The organism is Gilliamella sp. Choc5-1, assembly GCF_001690595.1.
In the GTDB taxonomy this organism is placed as follows: Bacteria; Pseudomonadota; Gammaproteobacteria; order Enterobacterales; family Orbaceae; genus Gilliamella; species Gilliamella apicola_M.
Window position 1 is genome coordinate 21,098 of sequence record NZ_LZHH01000076.1, and the last position, 26,515, is coordinate 47,612.

The 26,515-nt window shown below is 34.0% G+C and carries 26 protein-coding genes and 1 pseudogene; 22 read left to right on the top strand and 5 right to left on the bottom strand.

The window, feature by feature from the left end; all coding sequences use genetic code 11:
* Positions 1–17: 17 nt before the first annotated feature.
* From nadR to A9G35_RS06780, 3 genes are all read left to right on the top strand, one after another.
* Positions 18–1,253 (top strand): multifunctional transcriptional regulator/nicotinamide-nucleotide adenylyltransferase/ribosylnicotinamide kinase NadR, encoded by a 1,236-nt coding sequence (gene nadR, locus A9G35_RS06770; protein ID WP_065636216.1) that lies wholly within the window; start codon positions 18–20, stop codon positions 1,251–1,253.
* A 2-nt stretch (positions 1,254–1,255) separates the two neighbouring features.
* The gene (gene pnuC, locus A9G35_RS06775) at positions 1,256–1,945 is read left to right on the top strand and encodes a nicotinamide riboside transporter PnuC (protein WP_065636217.1); all 690 of its coding nucleotides are present in this window, start codon (positions 1,256–1,258) and stop codon (positions 1,943–1,945) included.
* A 351-nt stretch (positions 1,946–2,296) separates the two neighbouring features.
* The gene (locus A9G35_RS06780) at positions 2,297–3,238 is read left to right on the top strand and encodes a hypothetical protein (protein ID WP_065636218.1); all 942 of its coding nucleotides are present in this window, start codon (positions 2,297–2,299) and stop codon (positions 3,236–3,238) included.
* Positions 3,239–3,501: 263 nt separating this feature from the next.
* Here A9G35_RS06780 and A9G35_RS06785 read toward each other — a convergent pair whose 3' ends face one another.
* The 4 genes from A9G35_RS06785 to A9G35_RS06800 form a co-directional block, all read right to left on the bottom strand.
* Positions 3,502–5,100 carry a bifunctional aspartate transaminase/aspartate 4-decarboxylase gene (locus A9G35_RS06785; RefSeq protein ID WP_065636219.1) on the bottom strand — a complete coding sequence of 533 codons (1,599 nt, stop codon included), beginning with the start codon at positions 5,098–5,100 and terminating at the stop codon, positions 3,502–3,504.
* 23 nt (positions 5,101–5,123) lie between these two features.
* Complete coding sequence (aspT, locus tag A9G35_RS06790; protein WP_065636220.1) at positions 5,124–6,824, bottom strand: aspartate-alanine antiporter; 1,701 nt, start codon at positions 6,822–6,824, stop codon at positions 5,124–5,126.
* Between the two features lie 302 nt (positions 6,825–7,126).
* The gene (locus A9G35_RS06795) at positions 7,127–7,525 is read right to left on the bottom strand and encodes a hypothetical protein (protein WP_065636221.1); all 399 of its coding nucleotides are present in this window, start codon (positions 7,523–7,525) and stop codon (positions 7,127–7,129) included.
* Positions 7,526–7,559: 34 nt separating this feature from the next.
* Positions 7,560–8,645 (bottom strand): methyltransferase, encoded by a 1,086-nt coding sequence (locus A9G35_RS06800; RefSeq protein ID WP_065636222.1) that lies wholly within the window; start codon positions 8,643–8,645, stop codon positions 7,560–7,562.
* Positions 8,646–8,774: 129 nt separating this feature from the next.
* Between A9G35_RS06800 and A9G35_RS06805 the strand changes: the two genes are divergently transcribed.
* From A9G35_RS06805 to A9G35_RS06880, 16 genes are all read left to right on the top strand, one after another.
* Positions 8,775–9,494: a beta-ketoacyl synthase chain length factor gene (locus A9G35_RS06805; protein ID WP_065636223.1), complete on the top strand. Its 720-nt coding sequence runs from the start codon at positions 8,775–8,777 to the stop codon at positions 9,492–9,494.
* On the top strand, positions 9,476–10,273 hold the full coding sequence (locus A9G35_RS06810; protein WP_065636224.1) for a lysophospholipid acyltransferase family protein: 798 nt from the start codon (positions 9,476–9,478) through the stop codon (positions 10,271–10,273). The genes A9G35_RS06805 and A9G35_RS06810 overlap by 19 nt, the downstream gene beginning before the upstream one ends.
* Before the next feature lie 12 nt (positions 10,274–10,285).
* Positions 10,286–10,540, top strand: coding sequence for a phosphopantetheine-binding protein (locus A9G35_RS06815; RefSeq protein WP_065636225.1), 255 nt, complete (start codon positions 10,286–10,288; stop codon positions 10,538–10,540).
* Positions 10,541–10,553: 13 nt separating this feature from the next.
* Positions 10,554–10,802, top strand: a complete 249-nt coding sequence (locus A9G35_RS06820) for an acyl carrier protein (RefSeq protein ID WP_065636226.1) — start codon at positions 10,554–10,556, stop codon at positions 10,800–10,802.
* Between the two features lie 118 nt (positions 10,803–10,920).
* On the top strand, positions 10,921–11,367 hold the full coding sequence (locus tag A9G35_RS06825) for a hypothetical protein (protein ID WP_141673813.1): 447 nt from the start codon (positions 10,921–10,923) through the stop codon (positions 11,365–11,367).
* Positions 11,337–12,716, top strand: a complete 1,380-nt coding sequence (locus tag A9G35_RS06830) for an AMP-binding protein (protein ID WP_065636228.1) — start codon at positions 11,337–11,339, stop codon at positions 12,714–12,716. Before A9G35_RS06825 ends, A9G35_RS06830 begins: the two co-directional genes overlap by 31 nt.
* Entirely contained in the window at positions 12,691–13,071 is a 381-nt protein-coding gene (locus tag A9G35_RS06835) for an ApeI family dehydratase (protein WP_065636229.1), read from the top strand. The genes A9G35_RS06830 and A9G35_RS06835 overlap by 26 nt, the downstream gene beginning before the upstream one ends.
* Positions 13,062–14,813 carry a glycosyltransferase family 2 protein gene (locus A9G35_RS06840; RefSeq protein WP_065636230.1) on the top strand — a complete coding sequence of 584 codons (1,752 nt, stop codon included), beginning with the start codon at positions 13,062–13,064 and terminating at the stop codon, positions 14,811–14,813. Before A9G35_RS06835 ends, A9G35_RS06840 begins: the two co-directional genes overlap by 10 nt.
* Positions 14,803–15,225: an acyl-CoA thioesterase gene (locus tag A9G35_RS06845; protein ID WP_065636231.1), complete on the top strand. Its 423-nt coding sequence runs from the start codon at positions 14,803–14,805 to the stop codon at positions 15,223–15,225. Before A9G35_RS06840 ends, A9G35_RS06845 begins: the two co-directional genes overlap by 11 nt.
* The gene (locus A9G35_RS06850; RefSeq protein WP_065636232.1) at positions 15,222–15,827 is read left to right on the top strand and encodes an outer membrane lipoprotein carrier protein LolA; all 606 of its coding nucleotides are present in this window, start codon (positions 15,222–15,224) and stop codon (positions 15,825–15,827) included. Before A9G35_RS06845 ends, A9G35_RS06850 begins: the two co-directional genes overlap by 4 nt.
* A 112-nt stretch (positions 15,828–15,939) precedes the next feature.
* Entirely contained in the window at positions 15,940–18,123 is a 2,184-nt protein-coding gene (locus tag A9G35_RS06855; RefSeq protein WP_218057219.1) for an MMPL family transporter, read from the top strand.
* A 36-nt stretch (positions 18,124–18,159) separates the two neighbouring features.
* Complete coding sequence (locus A9G35_RS06860; protein WP_065636234.1) at positions 18,160–18,732, top strand: DUF3261 domain-containing protein; 573 nt, start codon at positions 18,160–18,162, stop codon at positions 18,730–18,732.
* Complete coding sequence (locus tag A9G35_RS06865; protein ID WP_065636235.1) at positions 18,733–19,914, top strand: beta-ketoacyl-[acyl-carrier-protein] synthase family protein; 1,182 nt, start codon at positions 18,733–18,735, stop codon at positions 19,912–19,914.
* The gene (locus A9G35_RS06870; protein ID WP_065636236.1) at positions 19,914–20,396 is read left to right on the top strand and encodes an ApeP family dehydratase; all 483 of its coding nucleotides are present in this window, start codon (positions 19,914–19,916) and stop codon (positions 20,394–20,396) included. Before A9G35_RS06865 ends, A9G35_RS06870 begins: the two co-directional genes overlap by 1 nt.
* Positions 20,393–21,124 carry a 3-ketoacyl-ACP reductase FabG2 gene (locus tag A9G35_RS06875; RefSeq protein ID WP_065636237.1) on the top strand — a complete coding sequence of 244 codons (732 nt, stop codon included), beginning with the start codon at positions 20,393–20,395 and terminating at the stop codon, positions 21,122–21,124. The genes A9G35_RS06870 and A9G35_RS06875 overlap by 4 nt, the downstream gene beginning before the upstream one ends.
* The gene (locus tag A9G35_RS06880; RefSeq protein ID WP_065636238.1) at positions 21,121–22,347 is read left to right on the top strand and encodes a beta-ketoacyl-ACP synthase; all 1,227 of its coding nucleotides are present in this window, start codon (positions 21,121–21,123) and stop codon (positions 22,345–22,347) included. Before A9G35_RS06875 ends, A9G35_RS06880 begins: the two co-directional genes overlap by 4 nt.
* 44 nt (positions 22,348–22,391) lie before the next feature.
* Here A9G35_RS06880 and sohB read toward each other — a convergent pair whose 3' ends face one another.
* Positions 22,392–23,507 (bottom strand): protease SohB, encoded by a 1,116-nt coding sequence (sohB, locus tag A9G35_RS06885; protein ID WP_065636239.1) that lies wholly within the window; start codon positions 23,505–23,507, stop codon positions 22,392–22,394.
* Positions 23,508–23,674: 167 nt separating this feature from the next.
* On the opposite strand from sohB, the gene A9G35_RS06890 reads away from it, so the two are divergent.
* The 3 genes and pseudogenes from A9G35_RS06890 to A9G35_RS13905 all read left to right on the top strand — a co-directional run.
* Positions 23,675–25,375 carry a formate--tetrahydrofolate ligase gene (locus A9G35_RS06890; protein WP_218057220.1) on the top strand — a complete coding sequence of 567 codons (1,701 nt, stop codon included), beginning with the start codon at positions 23,675–23,677 and terminating at the stop codon, positions 25,373–25,375.
* Positions 25,375–25,791, top strand: a complete 417-nt coding sequence (locus A9G35_RS06895) for an RnfABCDGE type electron transport complex subunit B (RefSeq protein WP_065636241.1) — start codon at positions 25,375–25,377, stop codon at positions 25,789–25,791. The genes A9G35_RS06890 and A9G35_RS06895 overlap by 1 nt, the downstream gene beginning before the upstream one ends.
* A gap of 88 nt (positions 25,792–25,879) precedes the next feature.
* Positions 25,880–26,515 (top strand): annotated as a pseudogene (locus tag A9G35_RS13905) (transposase); the annotation flags it as partial.

A 26,515-nucleotide genomic window follows, 5' to 3' on the forward strand; every position in this document is an offset into this window, starting at 1 on the left:
AATGTAAGGGGAATTTTATGGGTAGCTTCAGTTATTTAAAAAAAACAATCAAACGAAAAAATTTGTCATTACAAACTGTGGCTGATACTTGTCAAATGACTAAAGGTTATTTAAGTCAGCTTATTAACGATAAAATTAAAAACCCTAGTGCTCAAAAATTACAATCACTCCATCAATATTTACAAATCGAACAGCCGTCCAAAGATAAGAAAGTAGGTGTTATTTTTGGTAAATTCTATCCTTTACATACTGGGCACATTTACCTTATTCAGCGTGCAATTAGTCAAGTTGATGAGTTGTATGTAGTACTTTGTTCTGATACAACTCGAGATATGGCATTATTTGAGCAAAGCGCTATGTCTCGCCAACCAACAATTAATGACCGTATTCGCTGGTTATTACAAACGTTTAAATATCAAAAAAATATCCACATTGAATTATTAGAAGAAGACGGTATCCCTGCTTATCCTAATGGTTGGCATGAGTGGAGCGCACGAGTCAAAAAATTGTTTCAAGAAAAAGGCATAAATCCCGATTGTGTTTACTCAAGCGAACCGCAAGATGTTGCGATGTATAAAGATTTATTTGATTTAGATACCGTGCTCATCGATCCTAAACGCCAATTTATGCAAGTCAGTGGTACACAAATCCGTCAAGCACCACTTAAAAATTGGCAATATATTCCAACAGAAGTTAGGCCATTTTTTGTTAGAACGGTGGCTATTTTAGGTGGTGAATCAAGCGGCAAATCAACCTTAGTTAACAAACTTGCTAATGTATTTAATACTACCAGTGCTTGGGAATATGGCCGAGACTATGTATTTTCACATCTTGGTGGCGATGAAAGAGCTTTGCAATATGCTGATTATGATAAAATCGCCTTAGGCCATGCACAATATATTGATTTTGCAATAAAACATGCCAATAAAGTTTCGTTTATTGATACTGATTTTGTCACTACACAAGCTTTTTGTAAAAAATATGAAGGCAAAGAGCATCCTTTTTTGCAAGCGATGATTAATAACTACCGTTTTGATTTAGTGATTTTATTAGGCAACAATACCCCTTGGGTCGCTGATGGTTTACGCCATTTAGGTAGTCCTAAGCAACGCAAAGACTTTCAGCAATTACTCATTTCGATTCTTGAAAAAAATAATATTAATTATATTCAAATCGATTCGCCTGATTATGAAGAGCGCTATTTGCGCTGTATTGAACTGGTTAACCAACTTATTAACAATGAAGAGTATTAATTATGAATAAATTAAGCAATCTTGTCATTTTAATTGGACGTAATAAATTCTATCCATTTTTTTGTATATTATGTGTAACACTAGCATTTTTATACACTGACCCATTTACTGAATTTGATTTACGCTACGCTACTTCTTACATAGGCGCTTTTTGCGGTCTGCTATGCGTTATCTTATTAGCAAAACGTAAAAACATGGGAAATGTATTAGGTATGTTTGCCGTTGTTGCAGAATGTTGTGCAAATGTTCTTGGCGGCAATATTGGTGCTGGACTACCGCCTGTCTACTATTTTTGTTCACACATCTATGGTTTATTCACTTGGCAAAAGAACCTTGATAATAATAAAAACGTTAAAGTTCGCTCACTCAATGAAACCACATTTTTATATACAATCATATTTCTTATTATTGCCGCTTTTATTAATATTTATTTAACGGATAAAATTGGTGCAACCAATACAACCTACCAGCTCATAACTAACTGTTTTATATTTGGTCTAGGTATTGTTGCTCAATTATTATTGATGATGCGATATGCGTTTAACTGGTATTTATGGGTTATATTAAATGTACTGGTAATTGGTTTAAATATCTATACCGACAATATCATTATCGCAACACAATACTTAATTTACCTATTTAATGCCATTTATGGAATTTGTGAATGGAAGCGTTCTGAACAAAAAGAGTAGCTAGACTAGATTTTGTAAAAAAGTTTCAGGAAAGCCCCTTGTTTCAGTATAAAAATAGGAAATAACCTTTTTATTTCCTATTTTTTTATTTAAGATAAACGCAGATCTTCATCATCAAATATTAAATACTCCTATAATTAATGCAAAACGGAAGTAAAAAATTACGCAGTGTAGTTAGTGTGTTATATTTTAAGGAGAATTATTTCATGCTTCATGAAGTATTTTTGTGTTATAAATGGTTAACTATCATTATTACTTTAAAAAAATTCACACAATAGATATTAAATTTCTTTAGATTTACCAACGATATGGTAATATCTTATCCTTTTTAATATTATAAAAACACTTATTATGATGAAGAAAATAAAATACTGTTTACTATTAGCTTATAGCCTTACACTTGTTGGTTGTTCTGAACCTAGCTCCATTGAACGTTGGATTGACAACCCCACCAATAACGAAATCAAAGTCACTATTGATGGAAACGAACTAACCATCCCAGCAAAATCAGGCGTTAATTATACATTTGAATATGGCAAACATAGCTTATCGTATAATGATGACAACTTCAATTTTGTCGTAAAACCAGCTCAATTTGGAGACTCAGGTCTTATTAACCCAACACAAAGTAACTATTTTTTATACACTGCTATCTATTCAACAACCGATATCAGCGATGAAGAGGCAACTAAAATATTAAAATCCAAAAAAGAGATTAATAACATTCCGGTCATTATTAATGGTGAAGAATTTGAAATAGAGGTTTCAGCAAAATTAATTAATGATGTATTGATTGAAAAAAGTAATTATCATTGGGATTATTCTTATGATCAGCCTTTTCCAGAAGAAATAACACAAAATCTAAGATTAAAGAAAAAACAATCTTATCACGAACGGTTAAAAAAATTATACCGTGAAAGTGATTTTATTGAGTATTTAAAAGGAGATTCTGGTGAAGAAAAAATTGGTTTTACTTATAACCCTAAAAAGTTCAGTGATATAAATCAATATGTTATTCCTAATATTGATTTAAATAGCATAAAATGTAAAGAAGGTCGCCAATATATGGAAAGTCTTTTAAATGATTGGAATCACCTTCTTACCTTAAAAGGTAGTGATTTTACAAAACCATACAATAATTTAGCATCCAATGATGCAATGGCTAAAAGCTATAACACAGAAAGCCAATGTACAAAAGAAAACGATCCAGAGCAAACTTATAGTAAAGTATTAAGACCATTTATTGATGCTCTTCGAGATACTCGTGACGTCAATTTTTATGTAATCAAATAATATTAGTATTTCATAAAAAAGAGGCTGTTTAATAGCCTCTTTAAAAATATAACAATTTTATCAAATTCACGTTCAATTTAGGATTAAATAGCCTTATCTAAAATAAACCACGCGCAATATTACTTTATAAATAATTGCTTTTCAATCCATTAAAAATTCAAATGAAATCAATTGATTTTTTTAAACAATTTTGGGATCTGTTTGTTTTTATTTAATAAATAAAAACCCTAGATTTCCTAGGGTTTTTGATTAGGTTTATTTGTCTAATTATTTATTTTTGCTTTATATTCCGCATAATATTCCTCGGCTAATTTACGCATTGATAAGCCAATTGCGGCATATTGGTACTCATTTAAATTCGCTAACGAGGCTCGGGCTGATGGGTGTTGTACGGCAAATCCTTTACCTGGTAATAGCACTACACCCGCTTCGTCGGCAATTCTAAATAGCATTTCAGATGGATTTTTATTTTTTAGGATCCATTTTGCGAATTTGTCGTCATATAACTCTCGGCAAATATGCTCTAAGTCAACTAATGTGTAGTAATCTACGCTGTTTTCATCCGTTTTATGTTGCATACCTAAATGTTGATAAAGTGATGCTGCACGGCGACGGATTAATGATTTTAATGCGTTTTTATAACTTTGATCGCTATCCATCATTTCGCATAAGGCAAATAATACCATCTGTACTTGTTGCGGAGTTGAAAGCCCTGCAGTATGGTTTAAAGCAACCGCACGGCTATCGGCCACTAAACGATCAATAAATTTTAGATTTTCAGGTTCAGTAACAATTGAGCTGTAGCGTTTGTTTAAGATCTGTTTGGTTTTATTTGGCAGTGCTTTAATGGCTTTGTCTATCACATTATCGCGTGCCGTTGCAATAACACCTAAACGCCAACCTGTTGCTCCAAAATATTTCGAAAATGAATAAACTAAAATGGTATTTTGAGGGCAGATTGCAAATAAAGATTGGAAATCATCGGCAAATGTGCCATAAACGTCATCGGTTAGAATAATTAGTTCAGGACGTTTTTTGACAATGTCGGCTATGATTTTTAAGCTGTTATCGTCAATTTTAACTGATGGTGGGTTTGAAGGATTAACAACGAAGAAAGCTTTGATTGATGGATCTTCTAATTTTCGTAGTTCTGATTCAGGATATTGCCAATTTAAGTTAGGATCAGAATTGATTAACACTTCAACAAGTTGGTAATCGTTAAGTTCAGGAATTTCAAGATAAGGTGTGAATATTGGCGCACCAATGGCTATTTTATCGCCCTTTTCAATTAATCCGTTTTCTTTCATTGAGTTAAAAATATAAGCCATGGCTGCTGTGCCACCTTCAACAGCAAAGAGGTCAATATTATCACGATCTAAATATTGTGCGCCCATTTGTTGTAAAATATAGGATTTTACGACATCTTCGCTAAAGTGTAGCATTCTATCTGGTACAGGATAATTACACCCTAAAATACCTTCGATCATTTCTTGTAGAAAGGCGTTTTCATCAAGTCCAAGTTGATCACGAATATAAGAAAACACTTTACCTAAAAATGCCACTCCAGGAGTGTTGTAATTTTGGCGAATAAAATGTTCAAAGCGACCAGTTAAACCCGCTTTGATTGGCATGCCACCAACACCTTCATTTAAATATGAAAATGACATTTCAGATTCTTGAGTGGCAAAAATGCCTAATTGGAAAAAGGCTTGACGTGGCCATGTGGCAAGAAAGTTAGGATTGCCACGACCTGCATTTAGCATAGCACGATCAGAATGGCTTTGTGCTAACTCGATTAAACTATCTTTAAGTTCAAAAGGGCTTAAATTGGCGTATTTTGCATATTCTGTTTTGTTTTTCATAATCTGTATCCTGTATATTTCAATTAAACGAAAGCAATAACCAATGGGCCTAATAATGTTAGGAACACATTAGCTAGTGCATAGGTAATGGCAAAAGAGTTAGTAGGTGTTGAGTTGCCTGCTTTGTTAAGTACTTCACCAAAAGCAGGGTTAGCGCTACGCGCGCCAGCTAAAGCGCCAGCAAATACAGCGGTATTTTTATAACCGAGTATGTATTTACCAAAGTAAATAGCAAGTAGCATTGGCAATAACGTTACAACAACACCAATTAAAAACAAAGATAAGCCTTGTTCTTGGATAGTATGAATTGCTTGAAGACCTGAACTTAAGCCAACAATAGCAACAAAACCTGCTAAACCAAAATCTTTTAGTAGCTGTACAGCACCAGTTGGAATATTACCGACAGTTTGATGAAGTGAGCGATACCAACCAAATAATAGACCTGATAAAAGCGCACCACCACCAGCACCTAAGGTAATTGGAATATTGCTGACACGAATCACAATTAAACCAATAATTAAACCAACAACAAGCCCTAAACCATGGAATATCCAGTCAGTTTTATCGCTTTTGGCGATCGGTGCCCCGATTTTATCAACAACACGTTTAAGATCACTTGTGCTACCATATACTGTAATCACATCACCAAGTTTTAAGTTAATATCGTTATTAAGTGGTAGTGGCATACCATCGCGGTGAATTGCGGTTAGGTAGATGCCGTGTTTTAATTTCATCACTTCGTCAGATGATAAAACGTTAGATAGGTTTTGCCCAACGTAACGTGTGTTACGCATTTCAACATCTTGGGTGTTCATCACAACATCCATACCTGATACTGAGTTAATTTCTTCACCAAGTAGATCGCTAGCGCTAATCATGGCATCACGGTGACCAACAACCAGAATGATATCTTTTGATTTGAGTAAAGTATCAGGCGTTGCTTCAATTATTTTATTGCCGCGTTTGATACGTTCAATGCTAATCCCATTAATTGTTTTTTCAATATGTTCGACGGTTTGATTGATTTTATTGGTGATACGATATAAGCGACCAGTGACATCCGATAAAGCTAAATTCTGATCGCTACCTAATAAAAGTGAACCGTGAAGTTGTTCGGCTTGTGCTTTCATTGCGTCATCGCTAATATCACTTCCCATAATTTTAGGTAGAATGTTAACGCACACAATAATGGCACCAAGCGAACCAAAGATGTAAGTAACAGCATAACCAATGGTGACATTTGCCTGCATTTTGCTTAACTCTTCAGCACTCAAGCCAAGTTGACTTAATGCATCAGATGCAGTACCCATAATGGCCGATTGCGTTAATCCACCTGCAGCTAAACCAGCAGCAAGTCCTTTATCTAAATTAAATAATTTAGACAATACAACAACAGTGATTAACCCTGCAACAGCAATAAAGAGTGCTAAAAAGATTTCGCGTAAGGTTTTAACACCTAGCGAACGGAAGAACTGAGGGCCACTTTCAAAACCAACAGCATAAATAAAGAGAGCAAAAAGTACTGCTTTAACACCAGCATCAATGCTAACGCCAAAAACACTTAATGCAACAGCAACAAGTAATGAACCAGCAACGCCACCTAGTTGGAATTTTCCAATTCGAATAGCACCAATTAAATACCCTAAACTTAAAGATAGAAATAAAAGAATTTCTGGTGAGTGTTTAAGCCCATCTAAAATCCATTGTGAAAGCCATTGAAACATAATAATTGTCCTTATAGCGCAATGATTTGTGATTAATGAATTTGAAAAGATATATTTGGGATTTAAATAATATTCATAAAATATTATGAATACTTTTACATGTTAAACCGCAAACTAAAGAATAGATATTCAGTTTTAACGATTAATATCATTGTTAAAAAGTGATTAAGTGATGTCTTTGGTACTTTATATTTAAAAATATATTTTTAGTAGTATTATCCTAAAGGCGTGTTATAAGCTCAATATAAATTGAGCTTATAATTACTGATGTGGTAATTTGGAACTAAATATAGCAAAACTTATTATTTTGCTTTAAAAATATTTTCTCTAATTTTAGCGTCTAGATTATTTACCCAACGATTATAATTACGGTGAACATTTCCACGGCTATCTTTTAAATTATCACTAACTGATACATAGTTAATTGAATACCCTTTTGCTGAATAAGGAATGTTGACCACAACCTCAAATTTTCGATTATATAAATAACCACGGATAGTATTGCTATTAATTGATTCTAATTTCCAAGAACCAAATGCCGCACGTCCTTTTGTTGCTGAGTCTAAAATAGCGTTTTTCACTTGTTGTTTAGTCAAACCTTGCACTGGGGTATTAAAATTTTGTGGTTGTTGATACTTACCAGAACAACCAAATAAAAGTGAAACGAAAACAGCAGCTATGATAAATTTTAAAAACTTCATTGTTTACTCCTTAAATATTATTGATTAATTTTAATTAACGTTTTTTACATATTAACAAAGTATGACCATAACCTAGACCATCAATATCTTGTTCAACATGAAAACCTGCACTACTTAAACATTGATAAAACACTTTAGAATGGTAAAAACGGCTATTGCCATTTGCTAAACAAGTAAAATATAAAGAAGATGCATTGACACTTAATGCACCGCCTTCAAAGCTCTGTCTATCTCCGAAAAGATCCATAATACATAGGGTTGCATCATCTTTCATACTATGATGAATGAGTATTAATATATGAGTAATTTGTTGGACACTAAAACAATCCAAAAATTGACTCATCCACCAAATATCAGCTTTATTTGGCAAGGTCTCGGCAGTTAATAAATCGACAGCAATCCCATCGATACGATCTTCAAAACCTGCTTGTTTAATATTTTGTTCAGCAATAGCGATTTGTTGTGGTAAATCTAATAACGTTACTTTTATATCTGGACAACGTTTTGCACAATACATTGCCCATTTCCCCGTGTTGCCACCCACATCATAAATATGTTTAGGATTTAATTGGCTTATATGAGAAAAAGCAGCAGGAAAAGAGTGATCAGAATAAAAGTGATCAAATTCAAACCAACTTTTTTTAGCTTGTTCTGGTAGAGTTTGTAACGCTGGGTAAATAGTTGGCCAATCACCAAAAACTTTTAATCCTGCTGGAGTGCCAGTTTCTAGCGCTTCTTGCAAATAGAACATGCTTTGATAACAAATGTCTTGAGTAAAGTTAATATTGACTGTTGTCATCTTATCATGTAATAAATAGTGACCTATTTTTCCCAGAAAATAGCGTGCCTCTTTTTGATAAAAAACACGCATGCTCAACCCAACATCTAATAAAAGCTCAATAGCATAATCTGATAAAGAAATCTCTTTGGCAATTTCATCAAAATCAGCGCCATTTTTACCAGCACGATCCAAACAAGCCAAGAGACCTTTATTTCTCATACAAAGAACAGCTTGAAAAAAAATAGGTGAAAATGCGATTTTTTGAGCTTCTGTAATAGCATCTAACGCAGTGTAAATATCTTGATGATATCCATATTGAGTATTTTTTTGTCCCGTCAAACTATTGCCTTTCTGTATTGTTTTAATGTATTGTAATAAGTAAATTGTTGCTCTTTTTAGAAAAAACATTGTAAATAATAATACAAAATATCGTTAAGTAAAGAATTAACTAAATAATATATTATCAAAATGAACTTTTCTTTTTCTGTTGAAAATTGGTTTGCTTTATCTTCTGGATTGTCTAATAAATCCGAGTGGGAATTATGGGCAACATATTTTGATCATGATTGGCGTTTACCATTATCCAAGCCAATTAAAATACCAATGATGCAAGCTCGAAGAATGAGTGCACCATCTCGTTTGGCTGTTGAAGTTGGACTTGAATTATTGCAGGATAATAAAGTTGACTTTGCAATTTTTATTAGCCGACATGGTGAATTAGAAAGAACGTATAAAATTTTATCTACACTAAATCAAGATAATGATATTTCACCAACAGATTTTGCCTTATCCGTACACAATACGGCTTCAGGGTTATTAACCATTATTGCTAATCAAGCAATACCTATTACTTCTCTTTCAGCACATATTGATGGTTTTCATCAAGGTTTGATTGAAGCATTACCAATGTTGCAATTTGAAAATAAAAAGGGATTACTGATTGATTTTGATGGTATTGTTCCTGATATTTACCAAACTCAAGTTAAGCAATTGGTTCCGGTTTATGCGGTTGGGTATATATTAACTCCAGGTAATCAAATTTATTGCCAAAGCGTAGAAAAGTCGGCAACTATATATCAAGAAAACTACCCACAATCTCTTGCTTTTTTACATGCTTATTTAAATCAACAAAAACAGTTTACCTTACAAGGAAATGTACAAGATTGGCAATGGACATTAAATCTGTAACAAAAAAAAATAGTTATACTTTTAATCAATGGTGGCGCTTATTTGCTACAGCGTTCGGATTTGTGTTATTTGGTATTTACGGATTAGTTATTTTATCTATTCTGTGGTTCAGTCTATTAAGATTACTAATTTGGAATAAAAATCAAAGAAGTATTATTGCTCAAAAAAGTATTAGCCTTAGTTTTAAATTATTTTTATGGATAATAAAATTTTTGGGTGTTATCGATTATCAATTTAACGGGCTTGAAAAATTAAAACAGGATAAAAGTTGCCTGATTGTTGCCAATCACCCTTCTTTGTTAGATGTTGTATTATTAGCTTCTATCATGCCTCGTTGTGATTGTTTAGTTAAAGGTGCATTACTCAAAAATATTTTTGTTAGTCGCATAATTAAAACAGCAGGTTATATTTTAAATGGGGAATCAAGCCAAATTTTGCCACAATGTCAGCAAATATTGGACAATCAGGGGAAAATATTAATATTTCCCGAAGGAACAAGAAGCGTTCCCAATCAACCAATGATATTACAACGTGGTGCTGCAAATATCGCCTTACGTTGTCATGCTAATATTCGAATTGTCCATATTGAATGCAAGCCTACTTGGTTAATTAAAGAACAAAAATGGTATGATATCCCTGTTAAAAAAGCATTTTTTAACATTACCATTGGAGAAAAAATCACAATTAGTGATTTTTCAGACCAAAACACTACAATTGCAGCAAGAAGATTAACAAAATATCTTACTTCGGTATTAGAAAAAACAAACGAAAATAAGTAAAAAGGGAACTCAATGCAAAAACTACATAATGAAATTAAAACCATTATTATTGATACACTAAATTTAGAAGACATTACACCAGACGATATTGAAACCCAAGCCCCACTTTTTGGTGATGGCTTAGGTCTTGATTCTATTGATGCGTTAGAGCTAGGTCTAGCTATCAAAAATCAATACGGTATCGTTTTATCGTCTGAAAGTGACGAAACAAAAAAAGCGTTTTATTCAGTAGAAACGTTAGCAAATTTTATTTCATCACAACAATAAGGAGCAAAACAAAATGGATAAGCAACAGATTTTTGAACAAGTCCAATCAGCATTAGTTCAACTATTTGAATTACCAGAAGAAAACATTAAACCAGAATCAAAACTATTTGAAGAACTAGATCTTGATAGTATTGATGCTGTTGATTTAGTTGTACACCTGCAAAAAAAAATTGGTAAAAAAGTTGATCCCGAAACGTTTAAATCAGTTAGAACAGTGCAAGATGTTGTTGAAGCCGTTTATAACCTTATGAACAATCATTAATATGGATAAAGCTAAGTTAATAATAAAAATCATAACTAACCTATTATTGGTTTGTTACCCTTTTATTATCTACTTATCTTTTAAATATCAATATATTAACCTAGCTGTTTGGGTTTTAATGATATTTTTCGTTTTACGATTTATTTCATTGCCTAATCTATTTTCGTCTATGCGTTGGTTGGCTAAAACTCTTGCCATTATGGGTATATTATTAGCAGTAAGCAGTTGGCTATTTGCCAAATATCAACTACTTCTTTATTATCCTGTAATGGTTAACATGATTTTTTTGTTGTTGTTTAGCTACTCATTATCACAACCTCAAACAATCATCGAAAAATTTGCTAGAATGCAACACTCAGATTTACCCATTAAAGCTGTGCAATATACGCGTAAAGTTACCATATGTTGGTGTTTATTTTTTGTTATAAATGGCTCCATTGCTTTAACAACCTGTCTAATTAATGATATGTACTGGTGGACAATTTATAATGGTTTAATCAGCTACTTATTAATGGCAATATTAATGGGGGTAGAATGGCTCATTCGTCAAAAACTACAACATTAGTTCCATTATCACAGCAGCTATCACGGTCAGAAAACGATATAATTGCGTTTAGGCAACATCAGCCTTTGACGGTTAACGATCTAAAAAAACAGGTTTTGCGTATCTGTAACGCATTGAATCACTATTCTAATCAATATTGGGCATTATCAATGCAAGACAGCTTCAATTTTGTGGCGGGATTACTTGCATTACTTTATTCAGGCAAAACTCCTAGGTTACTTAACCCTTATCATCAAGAAATACAGCATTACTATAATGGGTTATTAACGGATAATATTAATAACGATAAAAAATGTTTGCCAGATAAAAGAATTATTCAGGTTCACCAGTTAGACGATACCCCCCTAATTGACGGTTATCGGTGTTTAAATACTGAATTTAAACAACAGATTTTAACGTTGTTTACATCTGGTTCAACTGGATTACCAAAACCAATCGATAAATCAGTGTCACAACTTGAAAAAGAAATTCAGATCCTAATTGATAATTGGGGATCATTTTCTAATGATCTATTTGTTGCATCGGTTTCACATGAACATATGTATGGTTTAACATTTAAAATTATGTTAGCCCTAAGCACTAAAATCCCTTTTATTTGTGAATCAGTAGTTTATCAAGAACAGTTAGCAATATATCAACAAAAACAAATTATCTATATCACTACACCGTCGATTATTAAAAATTTAGATGATAATTTACCACCAATCAAATGTGATAAAGTTATTTCGTCTGGTGGTAAATTAAGTTATGAAGAAGCGCTATGTTGCCAACGAAATTTCAATGTATTACCAAATGAAATATATGGGTCGAGTGAAACAGGTATCATTGCTACTCGCCAACAACATACCTCAACAACCCCTTGGCAATTATTTTCATCAATTCATATTGAACAAGCTCAGCAACCTTTACTAATATCACCTTTATTAACAGAACCAGAACCATTGAACGATAAAATAAAAAAAGTGGATGAAAGACATTTTCATCTATATGGGCGACAAGATAAAATTGTAAAAATTTCAGAAAATCGAGTGTCACTTACTTATATTGAAAGAAAAATCCAACAACTTGAACAGGTTGATGAAGTTATCATTATTCCTTTAGAACAAAATAATAGAACAATACTCGGAGCAGTTATTGCTCTTTCATCACCTTATAAATCACTTTTAAAACAGTACGATCACTTAAAATTAACACAATATTTTCGACTTTTACTAAAAGATATTTTATCATTAAACGAAATACCCAAAAAATGGCGTTTTGTTGAATTTATTCCAAAAAACTCTCAAGGAAAATGTACTTACATTGAGCTAAAAGCACTATTTGATGCAAAAAAGAAAAGTAATGAATAAAAAATATGTAAATGAAATAATAATTGATGTTAACGAAACAGAAGCTGATATTGAGTTTACTGTCCCCTCTGATTTATTCTGGTTTAAGGGGCATTTTCCAATTCAACCTTTATTGCCTGGCGTAGCTCAACTTAGTTGGGTCATTTATTATGCTCAAAAATGCTTTGGGAAACAGTTGACTTTATCGTCTATGGACTTAGTAAAATTTCAATGTCCTGTACTACCAGAAGATCACCTTATCTTACACCTAGTATGGTATAAAGAAACAAATAAACTAGAATTTAAGTACACTATTGTCTCGTTAGATAATAACAAAAAGGTCGCTAGTTCAGGAAGGCTTACACTATGTCCGTGATACCATTTCCTACACCTAAACATTACTGTTTTGTTATTCCTTGTTATAACCACAGCAAAACTTTATCTTGTGTACTAAAAAATATTGAATCGTATCGACTTGAATGCATTTTAGTAGATGATGGTAGTGCTGCACATGTAGCCCTAGAACTTGAACAAATTGTATCTCAATTTCATTGGGTAACTCTAATTCGTTTAGCAACTAACCAAGGTAAAGGTGAAGCTGTCATGACAGGACTTAAACATGCATTAAGTCTTGGCTATAAATATGCAATACAAATTGATGCAGATGGACAACATGACACTAAAGCCATTTCACAGTTAATTACTCAATCAGAAAATCATCCCAATGCATTAATATCGGGTTGCCCTGTATATGATAAATCAGTTCCTAAACATCGTCTAATTGCTAGATATATTACCCATTTTTGGGTATGGGTTGAAACTTTATCCTTTTCGCTTAAAGATAGCATGTGTGGACTTCGTATATATCCTTTACAGCAATCATGTCATTTAATACAACAGTGTAAAATTGGCAAAAGAATGGATTTTGATACAGAAATTATGGTGCGATTATACTGGCAAGGTATACCGTCAATTTTTGTTCCGACTCACGTTACTTATCCTAAAGATGGCATTTCACATTTTAGAGCGCTAAAAGATAATCTGTTAATTACACGAATGCATACTAGACTATTTTTTGGAATGTTACCTCGAATACCTTTATTAATAAAAAGAAACTTATCAGAAAATAACCAACAGTTGCATTGGTCACAAACAGAAGAAAGAAAAGGCTTATTTGGAATAAGATTAATACTTAAACTTTATCAGCTTTTTGGAAGAAACGTAGCGCAATATATAATGTTGCCTGTTATCACTTATTTTTGGTTAACAGGTAAAAAACAACGCCAAGCCTCAAAGCTATATTTGCAAACCGTGAAGTCTTATTATGAAAAAATTCCTTTAGTAGATAAAAAACAATTAACAACTTTTCGGCACTTTCAACGTTTTGGCGATTCATTATTGGATAAATTAGCAAGTTGGCAAGGTGATATAAAACTTGATGATATTTATTCAACTAGCAAACAAGAATTTATAGATATTATCGAACAAAAACAAGGAATTATTTTGCTCTGCTCACACTTAGGTGATATTGAAATGTGCAGAGCAATCGCTGAACTTTCTCATAATATAAAAATTAATGCACTTGTATTTAAAAAAAATGCAGCTCGTTTTAACCAAATTCTACAGGAAGTAAATCAAGCTTCAGTAATTAATTTAATCGAAGTTGATACCTTAGGCCCTGACACTGCAATTTTACTAAAACAAAAATTAGAATTAGGAGAATGGGTAGCAATTGTAGGCGATAGGACTTCAAATAACCCTTACCACAGATCACAAGATAACTCGGTTATCTGGGCAGATTTTTTAGGCAAACCAGCGCCATTCCCTAAAGGGCCATTTATTTTATCTTCAGCACTAGGCTTTCCTGTTTATTTAGTTTGGGGATTAAAACCGAATGGTCGTTTTCAAGTCTATTTAGAACTTTTTACAGATAAACTGGTATTGCCAAGAAAAAATCGTCACTCTGAACTTGAATTAATCGTACAAAAATATGCAAATAGATTAGAGCATTACTGTTTAATATCCCCCCTAGATTGGTTTAATTTTTATGATTTTTGGCACTTTAATCAACCTAAACAAATTAATTTAACTATCGATAGTGAAAAACATGAACAGTGAATCAAAATATAGTGCAACTATTGAATATACCACGTCCTTTCATGATACTGACGCCATGGGAGTAGTTTGGCACGGTAATTATTTAAAATTTTTCGAAAAAGCTAGAGAAGCTTTATTTCAGAAATTTAATTATGGCTATAAAGAGATGCTCGAATCGGGTTATCTTTGGCCTATTGTTGATACACGTGTTAAATATAGTGCCTCAACTATCGCAGAACAGCCATTACATATTACCGCAAAATTAGAAGAGTATGAAAATCGTATTAAAATTAGTTATACGATAATAGATAAAAAAACAGGGAAAAAAACGACTTCTGGCTACACGATTCAAGTGGCTGTATCAGTCGCCACTAAAAAAATGAACTTTATTACACCATCTGTTTTCTTAGAATGCTTTGGACTAAAAAAATGAAAAAATATTTATGTTATCTCATTACACTTTTTGTTATTTGTTTTTCAACATGTAGCCAAGCTATCACGCTTGAAGAACTACAAAAGCAGTTTAGTAAACATGTAACTGTTCGTGCTGATTTTGTGCAAGATCGGTATATTAATGGCTTACCAAATCCACTTCATTCAACAGGAAAAATGATTATTTCACAAAAATTTGGGTTATGGTGGCAACAGCAAACACCTTTTGTCATGACCTTAAAAATGAATGAACAAAGGATGGAACAGCGTATTGACGATCAAAAACCACAAATCATCACTGCTGAAAATCAACCACAGCTATTTCAATTCAATCATTTACTCACAGCAATCTTTACTGCAGATAAAGAGATGTTAACCAACAATTTTGATTTAACATTATCAGAACACAATAAACAATGGACGTTAGTCCTTACACCAAAATTAGCGCCGTTAAATAAAATTTTTAAACAAATTATTTTAGATGGTCAACAATACCTACAAACAGTCACTATTAACGATATGCAAAATGATAAAACCGTGATTGTATTTTCACGCCATCAAACAGCAAAACTAACTAAAAATGAACAATTGTTATTCAACTAATCACCCAATACTAAAAAAATGCGCAATCATATGGCTTATTTCTGTAATTGGCCTAATTATTGGAGCTTGCTATCTTATAACACATAGCAAACTAAATAGCAGTGTTTTGTCTTTGCTTCCAAAAGAACAAATTAGTAATGTTCCAACAGAGATAATTGATGGGTTTCAAAATAGATTAGATAAGCAACTGATTTTTTTAATTAAACCTACAAATCCTGATGAAATAACACCGGTTAACTGGTGGTATAATCAATTAAGAAAGCAACCATTTATACACCAAGTAAATGGCTTTCTTGATGAGTCCTTTCAGCAACAATGGGGACAATTTGCTTATCAATATCGTTACCAATTAATGGATAAAAAAACAGCAGAAAAAATACAATCTCATCAGCAACTAGCTTGGATACAAAGTCAACTATATTCACCTTTTAGTGGCATAAGTAGTAAAGAATTACAAAATGACCCATTACTATTAACACGCTCATCGCAAATCAATCAATTGAGCCATGCGGGGAATTTAACCATTAAAAATAATTGGTTATCAGGGAAAGATAAACAAGGCCATACATGGTATATGATTTATGCTGAGCTTAATGGTTCATCTTTCAATATGAGTCAATCTCATAAAATTGTAAAACAAATCAAACTACTAACAGATGAACTTCAAACTATATGGCCAGGTACTGAAGTTTTAAAAAGAGGTGTACTATTCTATAGTGATAATGCCAGTATTGAAGCTCAAAATGATATTACTACCATCGGTAGTTTATCGATTATTGGTATTATTATTTTATTAATGACCATATTTCGTTCTGTCACACCAATTATCCTTTCATTATTATCGATTTTTATCGGTATTGTTACTGGTTTAGTTGCTGTATTAACTGTATTTGGTGAAATTCATATTATAACTTTAGTGATGAGTACCAGCATTATTGGTATTGCCATTGATTACTCACTTCACTATCTAACCGAACGATTACTACATGGTAATCAAGAATCCCCCTACATTAGCTTAAAAAAATTAATATCAACATTAGCTATTGCTTTATGCACCAGCTTTATTGCCTATTTAATGTTATTGATCGCACCATTCCCTGGATTAAAACAACTATCCATTTTTGCTGTATTCGGCTTGATTGGAGCATTTTTAACCGTGATATGTTGGTACCCACTGTTAGCCAAAAAATTACCAGTCCGCGAAAAAATGGGGATACGTTTTTTAACTTTTTGGCTTAATATATGGGAAAATAAAAAAATTCAATGGACAATGATATCATTCGCCTTTTTATTTATTGGATGCGGGATGATCAATTTAAAAGTCGACGATGATATCAGTAAATTGCAAACACTGCCTGCTCAGCTTCAAGCCGATGAACAAAAAATTATTAACATTACCCATCAACCAGCCGATCAAAAATGGTTTATTGTATTTGGTGATACACCCGAACAAACGCTACAACGCTTAGAAACTTTTTTACCAAAATTAGAACAAGCTAAAAAAAATGGTATATTTAACCAATATCAAACGATCAATATTCCTTCAATACAACGACAACAGCAAAATATTGCCTTAATAAAACAATATGCACCCGATATTATTGCCGCACTCCAGCAAATGAATATTGATACAAAATTAGATAACATTAATGAAATTAAAGAATTTATAACGCCAGAATTATGGCAACAAAGTTCAATTAGCCAAGGTAGAAAACTACTTTGGTTATCATTAAAAGAGGGAAAAAGTGCTACACTAATTCCTATTAGCGGGGTCCATCTATTAGATAAAATAGCATCATTATCTGATCTTGAACACGGTGTTTATTGGCTTGATCGTCACACTGAATTTAATACCATGTTTGCGACCTATCGAATTCATTTATCACAATTAATTGCCTTAGCGGTTGTTGTTATTTGTTTAAGTTTTATTACTTTTAACTGGAAATATGGTTTAAAATCTGCTTTTAAAAGCACTTTACCGACACTGCTATCAATAGGTATTGCATTGTCGGTACATGGCATTATCAACCAAACGCTTAATTTATTTTCTATGTTAGCGTTAATTTTGGTGATTGGTATTGGCATTGACTATAGTCTTTTTTTGGGTAACCCTAAAAGCCAAACACAAAGTGCATTATTAGCAGTGACTATGGCTGCACTAACAACATTATTATCCTTTGGCCTACTGATTTTTAGTCATACCAGTGCCATTATGGGCTTTGGACTTGTGTTAACCAGTGGAATTTTTTCTGCTTTTTTATTTTCGCCATTAACGGTCAAAGCTAATCAAAGTTAAAAATATAAAAATAATTAAAAAATCAAGGACTTATTAATGAAAAAATATTTTATAATAATAACGTTACTACTTACCATATTGATTTCGGCTTGTAGTAACCAAACACAAACAAAAGCATGGCTAACCAAAGGGACTCGAATCAACCTTCCACAGCCTAATTTGCAACAGCCTTATCACGATCAACAGCTATTAAAATTCAATTATAATGGACAAGAAAACTCCTTGATTACCTTAATTGATATTGATCAAAATCAACTAAAAGTTATTGGACTTTCAGCACTTGGCATTCGTTTATTTGAAATTAACTACAATGGCAAAACCATCAATACTAAACATAATATCTTTGTAAAAGAACTACCTGCACCAGAGCAAGTTTTGTCTGATATTATGTTAAGCATTTTACCGATTAAAAATTGGCAAGCGGTATTACCTACTGGATGGCAACTTATTGATAATGAAAAGCAACGAATTTTATTGAATGACAAACAAGAAACGATTGTTGAAATCACCTATACGGAAAAAGCATCTCAACAAATTAGAAAACCAAACCGAATAAAACACCATATCTTCGGTTATGAAATTACAATACAAAGAATGGATACAAAATAAATGATTTATGTTGCTGCACTTGGCGCTATCAATACCTTAGGTTGCACGCAAACTGAAATAAAGCACGCATTAACCCAACATTATCGCGCAAAACATAATTTAATTGAGTGTGATGGGTGGCTGTTACATGGTAAAAAAGCATGGTTAGGAAAAGTCGATGATAATCTACCTAATATCCCAACTCATTTATCGCAATATGCAACACGCAACAATCAGTTATTATATGCAGCTTATTTACAGATTCATACTGAAATAGAGCAAGCTATTAGACAATATGGGTATAAACGTATTGCTATTATAATGGGAACAAGTACTTCTGGAGTTCATGAAGGCGATCTAAATATTAAACATTATTTACACACAAAAAATCAATCATACACATTTACCTATAATCAGCAAGAATTAGGTGATCCATCGTGCTTTTTAACAGCATTATTAGGATTAAGGGGACCTAGTTATACCATATCAACAGCATGTACTTCGAGTGCTAAAGCTGTAATCAGTGGTAAACGACTAATTGAAGCAGGTTTAGTTGATGCTGCTATTGTTGGTGGAGCCGATAGTTTAAGTAGAATGCCAATAAATGGTTTTAATGCGCTAGAATCACTTTCTGAAAATCCCTGTATGCCTTTTGCAAAAGGACGCAATGGTATAAATATTGGTGAAGCAAGTGCATTATTTTTGCTTACGAAAACTGAAACGAGCAACATTGCAATCTTAGGTACAGGTGAGTCTTCTGATGCTTACCATATTTCATCTCCCCATCCTGAAGGCATCGGAGCTCAAAAGGCAATGCAAATAGCACTTGATAACGCAAAATTAACACCCAACGATATCGGCTATATTAACTTACATGGAACAGCAACTATATTAAATGATATTGCCGAAAGTAAAGCCGTTCATCGACTATTTAAGCAAAATTGTCCTCCCTGTAGTTCAACCAAACACTTAACAGGACATACTTTAGGTAGTGCAGCTGTAACTGAATTAGCAATAAGTTATTTATTACTAAATCAAGATATTTATTTACCTCAACAAGATTTTTCAATATCACCATATGACAGAACTCTTGATCCTATAAATATTGTGACACAAGATATGATATTAAAAACTCCAACTATCATGTCAAACTCTTTTGCATTTGGAGGAAGCAATGCTTCACTTATTATCGGGAAAATATAATGCAATATTATCTAGCTGAAAATTATTTACCTCATGAAAAACCAATGGTCATGATAGAACATGTTCATCAAATTGATGAAAACAGTTGTATCTGTAGTGTTGATGTTAATCAACATAGTATTTTGGCGCCTTTCTTAAATGAAGATAATTCATTATCCAATTTTTATGCCATTGAACTGATGGCGCAAACTATTGGCGTTTGGAATGGTTATCATGGCATGAAAAACAACCAACCACCACGACTAGGTATGCTATTAGGGGGAAGATCAATAACAACTACATTACCCACATTCCCTCATCATAGCCGTTTAATGATTCATGCAAATTTAGTTCTTGCTGATGCTAGATTAGCTAATTTTGATTGCCAAATAATGATTGAAAAACAATGTGTTGTTTCAGGAAAACTTAATGTTTATGAGCCAGATAACAACGAATTAGACTTTTTGTTTGGCAAAAAACGATTAGGAGAACAAAAACAATGAAACGAACAGTTCTTGTCACCGGAGCAAGTAAAGGTATTGGTAAAGCAATTGCTTACCAACTTGCACAAGATGGTTTTACTATCGTAGTTCATTACCATAGTGATAAACAAGGAGCAGTTGATACTCAAACTATAATAGAACAAGCAGGTGGTAGCGCCAGATTGATTCAATTTGATGTAAGTGACCGGTTGCAATGCCAACAAGCTATAGAAACTGATATAGAGCAACATGGTGCTTATTATGGCATTGTAAATAATGCAGGTATCATTCGTGATGGTGCATTTCCTGCTTTAACTGAAGATGATTGGAACAAAGTTATCCATACCGACCTCGACAGTTTCTATAATGTACTGCATCCGTGTGTAATGCCAATGATAGGATTACGTGATGGAGGTAGAATTATTATTATCTCATCGGTTTCAGGTATTACTGGTAATCGGGGACAAGTCAATTATAGCGCAGCAAAAGCAGGCGTTATTGGTGCAAGTAAAGCGTTAGCCCTAGAATTAGCTAAACGAAAAATTACCGTCAATTGTATCGCACCGGGATTAATTGATACTGGTATTTTAGATATGGAACCGATTGCATTACAAGAAGCAATGAAAATGATCCCTTTAAAACGAATGGGACAAGTAAATGAAGTTGCAGGACTTGCGAGTTATTTAATGTCTGATATTGCTGGATATGTAACTCGTCAAGTCATTTCAATTAATGGAGGAATGGTATGACGAAAAGAGTAGTCATAACGGGAATGGGGGGGATCACTGCATTTGGGAGTGATTGGGTTAACGTTCAATCTAAATTAAAAAAGTTAGAAAATGCCGTTAGATATATGCCTGAATGGGAAGTTTATGATGGATTACATACCAAATTAGGCGCACCAATTGATAATTTTGAGTTACCAGAACATTACACTAGAAAAAAAACCCGTTCAATGGGAAGAGTATCTTTATTATCAACAAAAGCTACCGAAATTGCTTTAGAAAAATCGGGACTACTAAACGACCCAATATTGACGAATGGCGAAACAGGGATCGCGTTTGGTTCATCAACAGGTAGCACACAGCCAGTTGCATCCTTTGCTACCATGCTTAATGAAAAACATACAAATAATATTACAGCAACAACTTATATTCAAATGATGCCACATACCACAGCTGTTAATACTGGGTTGTTTTTTGGGTTAAAAGGTCGTTTAATCACCACATCTAGCGCTTGTACATCCGGTAGTCAAGCAATTGGTTACGCTTATGAAGCAATAAAATACGGTATGCAAACCGTCATGGTTGCAGGTGGTGCAGAAGAATTATGCCCTTCAGAAGCTGCTGTTTTTGACACTCTTTTTGCCACTAGTCAAAAAAATGACATGCCTAAAACATCACCAAAACCATTTGATCGTGATCGTGACGGTCTTGTTATCGGTGAAGGTGCAGGTGTTTTAATACTAGAAGAATATGAACATGCTAAAGCTCGATGTGCAACAATCTATGGAGAAATAATTGCATTCAAAACCAATTGTGATGCTAGCCACATAACTCAACCACGGCAAGAAACAATCCAATACTGTATTGAACAGTCATTGAAACAAGCAAATTTAGCAGCAAGTGACATTGGTTATATTAGTGCACATGGTACTGCAACAGCTCGTGGCGATATTGCAGAAAGCAATGCTGTTGCCAACATATACGGCAATAAAACACCAATCTCATCATTAAAAAGTTATTTTGGGCACACATTAGGTGCTTGCGGTGCATTAGAGGCTTGGTTATCAATAGAAATGATGCATTCAGGCTGGTTTAATCCAACAATTAATCTTAATAATGTCGATCCTGAATGCGGTGATCTAGACTATATTGTTGGTACTGGTCGAAATTTAGATATTGAATATATGCAAACCAACAATTTTGCTTTTGGTGGTATTAATACTTCTATTATTATTAAACGTATCTAATCTTTTCTAAAACAACAACTACCTTTAACTTTCTGAAGGGCTGCTTACAGCCCTTTTTCTTGTCTAAAGAATAACCTTTCAACGCTTTTTATTACATTTTTTGAAATTCTTTCAGATAGTTTTTGCTTACGTTGATAACTAACAGAAATAATTTTATGTGTTTCTAAGTGAGATAAAATAAAGTCATCACTCGTACTGATTTCGTCAACTAAGCCTTTATTTTTAGCTTGAGTTGCAAACCAGTGTTCGCCTGTTGCAACTTGTTCGATATCGACATTTGGGCGATACTCTTTAACAAAGTCTTTAAATAAAAGATGAGTTTCTTCTAATTCTTGTTTGAATTTTTGACGTCCTTCTTCGGTATTTTCACCAAACATCGTCAATGTACGCTTATACGCACCTGCCGTTTGTAATTCAATATCTACATCATGTTTTTTGAGTAAGCGGTTAAAATTAGGGATCTGCGCAACCACACCAATTGAACCCACAATTGCAAATGGTGCTGCCACAATTTTGTTAGCGGTACAAGCCATCATATATCCCCCACTTGCCGCAACTTTATCAACCACTACAGTGAAAGGTATATCACGCTGTCTAAACCGTAATAATTGCGATGCAGCAAGACCATAACCGTGAACCACGCCACCTGGACTTTCAAGCTTAATGACAACTTTATCTTCAGGCTTAATAACAGCTAACACAGCAGTGATTTCTTGGCGTAATTCTTCAACTTCGTGTGCATCCATGCTGCCATTGAAAGATAATACAAATAATTTAGGTTTAACTTGTTGGTTTGTATTACTTTCTACTGGTTTCGCTACATTATCTGAATCTGACGAAGTTTGCTCGGCAGATTTTTCTTGATTTTTAGCTTGTTTCTTTTTTTGTTTAGCTGCTAATTTCGCTTGCTTTCTCTCATTTTTTTTCTGTTTTTTAAGATCTTTCATAAACAGCTTAGCTTCTAACTCGTCCATACTTGACATTAACATGTCGTCTTTGACTTGTTCATATTCTTGGCTAATATCTTTAACCGATAACCGCCCTGCCACCGTTGCTGATTTACGGCGTTGGCTTAATATAAAAACAAGCACAGCTAAAATTGCAATAACAATTGTTGCTGTTTCAGCTAAAAAAAGAGAATACTCAGAAAACCAATTCATTTAATTATTATCCTTTAATGAAATATATGTTGATTGAATAGATTTAGTAATTATAACAAGATAATTGCGAATTGTGCCGAAAAACGATAAAGATAAAATTGTCGCTTTATTCGGCAAATCAAATTATTTATACTGATAACCCAAATTACTGTTAGATGAGAATTAATATGCCATTACATCCAATTACCGAAATAGCTAAACAATGCAACATTCCAGAAGAATTTGTCCTGCCTTACGGCAAGCATGTGGCAAAAGTTGATCTATCCATTCTTAAAACCAAACCAAACAAACCTAACGGTAAATTGGTATTAGTTACTGCTATCACGCCGACGCCACTTGGTGAGGGTAAAACAGTTAATACTATCGGGCTAAGTGAGGGCTTAAATTATATTGGTAAGTCAGCAATCGCTTGTATCCGTCAACCAAGTTTAGGTCCTGTATTTGGTGTTAAAGGTGGTGCTGCTGGCGGTGGTAAAGCCGAGGTTTTGCCAATGGAAACATTAAATCTACACTTAACAGGTGACATTCATGCCATTACTGCCGCACATGATTTAGCTTCTGCTGCTTTAGATTCAAGGCTTTATCATGAAGAACGTTTAGGTGATGAATTTACTGCACAAACAGGTTTACCGCGTTTAAACATTGATGTAAATCGCATTGTGTGGAAGCGAGTGATAGATCATAACGATCGTGCACTTCGAAAAATAACTGTCGGTGTTGGTGGTGGCGTTAATGGTATTACGCGCCAAGATGGATTTGAAATTACCGCAGCGTCAGAACTCATGGCAATTTTAGCCTTAGCTTCAGATTTACATGATATGCGTGCTCGTATTGGTCGTATTATTCTTGCTTATAATACGCAAGGCGAAGCCATTACCGCAGAACAACTTGAAGTTGCTGGCGCCATGACTGTGTTACTTAAAAATGCAATTAATCCAAACCTGATGCAAACCGTTGAAAATACACCAGTACTTATTCATGCTGGGCCTTTTGCTAATATCGCTCATGGTAACTCATCTGTCATTGCTGATCGTATTGCGTTACAACTTGCTGATTATGTTGTGACTGAAGCGGGCTTTGGTTCAGATATGGGCATGGAAAAATTCTTTAATATCAAATATCGCCAAGCTGGCATTAAAGCTTCATGTGTAGTGCTTGTTGCAACAGTTCGTAGCTTAAAATCTAACAGTGGTAAATATAATATTAAACCTGGGCAAGCAATTCCAAAAGAAATTTCGGAATCTAACGTTGAATTACTTGAAATTGGTGCTGCCAATTTAGCATGGCATATCAACAATGCCAAAAGCTATGGATTACAAGTAATTGTCGCTATTAATCGCTTTCCTCACGACAGTGAAGAAGAATTAGCGTTTTTACAAAAATATGCGATTGAACATGGTGCATTTGCCTGTGAAGTGAGTGAAGTCTTCACTCAAGGCGGTAAAGGCGCTGAAAAATTAGCAAAACATGTTATTAAAGCGTGTGAAATGCCAAGTGAAATTAAATTGCCTTATCCTGATAATATGCCACTCGCAGATAAGATTCAAACCATGGTAAAAAAATATGGTGCTAACAAAGCTAATTTATCAGCCACTGCACTGGAAAACATCAAAGAGATCGAAGAATTAAAACTGGATCATTTGCCTCTTTGTATTGCTAAAACACCAATGTCAATTAGTGCCGATGCTAACTTAAAAAATGTACCAACTAATTTTGACGTTGATATCAGCCATTTGGCTATTTCAGCAGGGGCTGGCTTTATTCGTGTTTACGCTGGAAATGTGATGACCATGCCAGGGCTTGGTACTAATCCCGCTTATAGGCATATTGATATTGACAAGGATGGTAATATTGTAGGTTTAAGTTAATGCAAGAAGTGATTATGCAAACTAAGCAAGAATATAAAGCGTTTATTGATGAAGAAAACTGTATTGGCTGTGGCAAATGCATTCGTGTTTGCCCAACTGATGCCATTGTCGGCAGTAAGCAAGTGTTGCACACAATTTTGCCACAGTTATGTACCTCGTGCAGTAATTGTATTAATACCTGTCCAACAGACTGTATTACATTAAGCACTTTAGGCACTGTATTAAGTGAATCAGAAGAGTTAGCGCTAACTGAAAAAAAGCAACAGCGATTAAATCACAACCAATTGGTGCCACCAACAATTTTGTTTCCTCGTGTCACAACGATGGCAAACAAAACTAGCACATCGATCGACCGAAAACAGTCCATCGCCGATGCCATTGCTAGAGTAAAAGCCAAAAAAAACCTCGCTAAATAGCGAGCTTTCAGATTGATGACAAAGAGCTCGCTTTTTGGCGAGTTCTTTGATCTAATAGAGAAGAGTCCATTATAAGAGGAATTCTTCTATGCTAAAAAAACCAACGCCAGCGACACCCGAAAAAATAGAGCAAATTTCGTTAGATGCGCTTGTCCCTCAAAATCACCTTGTTCGTAAAATAGCTAAAGTCATTGATTTTGAATTTATTCGAGAAGCGGTAGCGCCACTTTATTGCCCTAATAACGGTCGTCCGGCAGAAGATCCGGTCAGACTGTTTAAAATTATGCTATTGGGGTATCTTTTTGGTATCCCCAGTGAGCGTCGTCTGGTTCAGGAAATTCAGGTCAATTTAGCTTACCGTTGGTTTCTGGGAATGGGATTAACCAAAAAGTGATTGACGCCTCAACACTCAGCCAAAATCGTCGTCGTTTTAATGACAGTGAAATCTATCAACAGATTTTTGATAATATTGTTGAGCAGGCCATTGCCAAAGGGTTGATAAGTGGTCGGGAGATCGGAAGAGCACACGTCTGAAAAGCAAATGCCAATAAAGGCAAGTCACGTAATGAGCAGCGTATTGTTGAGCACAGTCAATATATTGATGCGCTTAATCAAGCCATCAACGAAGAAAGAGAATTAAACGGAAAAAAGCCTTAAAGCCATCGACGGTAGAGAAATATAAGGATGTCAAAGTCAGTACAACCGATCCGGATAGTGGCTTTAT

Excerpts from the sequence above, each read along its gene's own strand:
- nadR (WP_065636216.1), top strand. The coding sequence starts at position 18 with ATGGGTAGCTTCAGTTATTTAAAAAAAACAATCAAACGAAAAAATTTG.
- pnuC (WP_065636217.1), top strand. The coding sequence starts at position 1,256 with ATGAATAAATTAAGCAATCTTGTCATTTTAATTGGACGTAATAAATTC.
- A9G35_RS06780 (WP_065636218.1), top strand. The coding sequence starts at position 2,297 with ATGATGAAGAAAATAAAATACTGTTTACTATTAGCTTATAGCCTTACA.
- A9G35_RS06785 (WP_065636219.1), bottom strand. The coding sequence starts at position 5,100 with ATGAAAAACAAAACAGAATATGCAAAATACGCCAATTTAAGCCCTTTT.
- aspT (WP_065636220.1), bottom strand. The coding sequence starts at position 6,824 with ATGTTTCAATGGCTTTCACAATGGATTTTAGATGGGCTTAAACACTCA.
- A9G35_RS06795 (WP_065636221.1), bottom strand. The coding sequence starts at position 7,525 with ATGAAGTTTTTAAAATTTATCATAGCTGCTGTTTTCGTTTCACTTTTA.
- A9G35_RS06805 (WP_065636223.1), top strand. The coding sequence starts at position 8,775 with ATGAACTTTTCTTTTTCTGTTGAAAATTGGTTTGCTTTATCTTCTGGA.
- A9G35_RS06810 (WP_065636224.1), top strand. The coding sequence starts at position 9,476 with ATGGACATTAAATCTGTAACAAAAAAAAATAGTTATACTTTTAATCAA.
- A9G35_RS06815 (WP_065636225.1), top strand. The coding sequence starts at position 10,286 with ATGCAAAAACTACATAATGAAATTAAAACCATTATTATTGATACACTA.
- A9G35_RS06820 (WP_065636226.1), top strand. The coding sequence starts at position 10,554 with ATGGATAAGCAACAGATTTTTGAACAAGTCCAATCAGCATTAGTTCAA.
- A9G35_RS06825 (WP_141673813.1), top strand. The coding sequence starts at position 10,921 with ATGATATTTTTCGTTTTACGATTTATTTCATTGCCTAATCTATTTTCG.
- A9G35_RS06830 (WP_065636228.1), top strand. The coding sequence starts at position 11,337 with ATGGCTCATTCGTCAAAAACTACAACATTAGTTCCATTATCACAGCAG.
- A9G35_RS06835 (WP_065636229.1), top strand. The coding sequence starts at position 12,691 with ATGCAAAAAAGAAAAGTAATGAATAAAAAATATGTAAATGAAATAATA.
- A9G35_RS06840 (WP_065636230.1), top strand. The coding sequence starts at position 13,062 with ATGTCCGTGATACCATTTCCTACACCTAAACATTACTGTTTTGTTATT.
- A9G35_RS06845 (WP_065636231.1), top strand. The coding sequence starts at position 14,803 with ATGAACAGTGAATCAAAATATAGTGCAACTATTGAATATACCACGTCC.
- A9G35_RS06850 (WP_065636232.1), top strand. The coding sequence starts at position 15,222 with ATGAAAAAATATTTATGTTATCTCATTACACTTTTTGTTATTTGTTTT.
- A9G35_RS06860 (WP_065636234.1), top strand. The coding sequence starts at position 18,160 with ATGAAAAAATATTTTATAATAATAACGTTACTACTTACCATATTGATT.
- A9G35_RS06865 (WP_065636235.1), top strand. The coding sequence starts at position 18,733 with ATGATTTATGTTGCTGCACTTGGCGCTATCAATACCTTAGGTTGCACG.
- A9G35_RS06870 (WP_065636236.1), top strand. The coding sequence starts at position 19,914 with ATGCAATATTATCTAGCTGAAAATTATTTACCTCATGAAAAACCAATG.
- A9G35_RS06875 (WP_065636237.1), top strand. The coding sequence starts at position 20,393 with ATGAAACGAACAGTTCTTGTCACCGGAGCAAGTAAAGGTATTGGTAAA.
- A9G35_RS06880 (WP_065636238.1), top strand. The coding sequence starts at position 21,121 with ATGACGAAAAGAGTAGTCATAACGGGAATGGGGGGGATCACTGCATTT.
- sohB (WP_065636239.1), bottom strand. The coding sequence starts at position 23,507 with ATGAATTGGTTTTCTGAGTATTCTCTTTTTTTAGCTGAAACAGCAACA.
- A9G35_RS06890 (WP_218057220.1), top strand. The coding sequence starts at position 23,675 with ATGCCATTACATCCAATTACCGAAATAGCTAAACAATGCAACATTCCA.
- A9G35_RS06895 (WP_065636241.1), top strand. The coding sequence starts at position 25,375 with ATGCAAGAAGTGATTATGCAAACTAAGCAAGAATATAAAGCGTTTATT.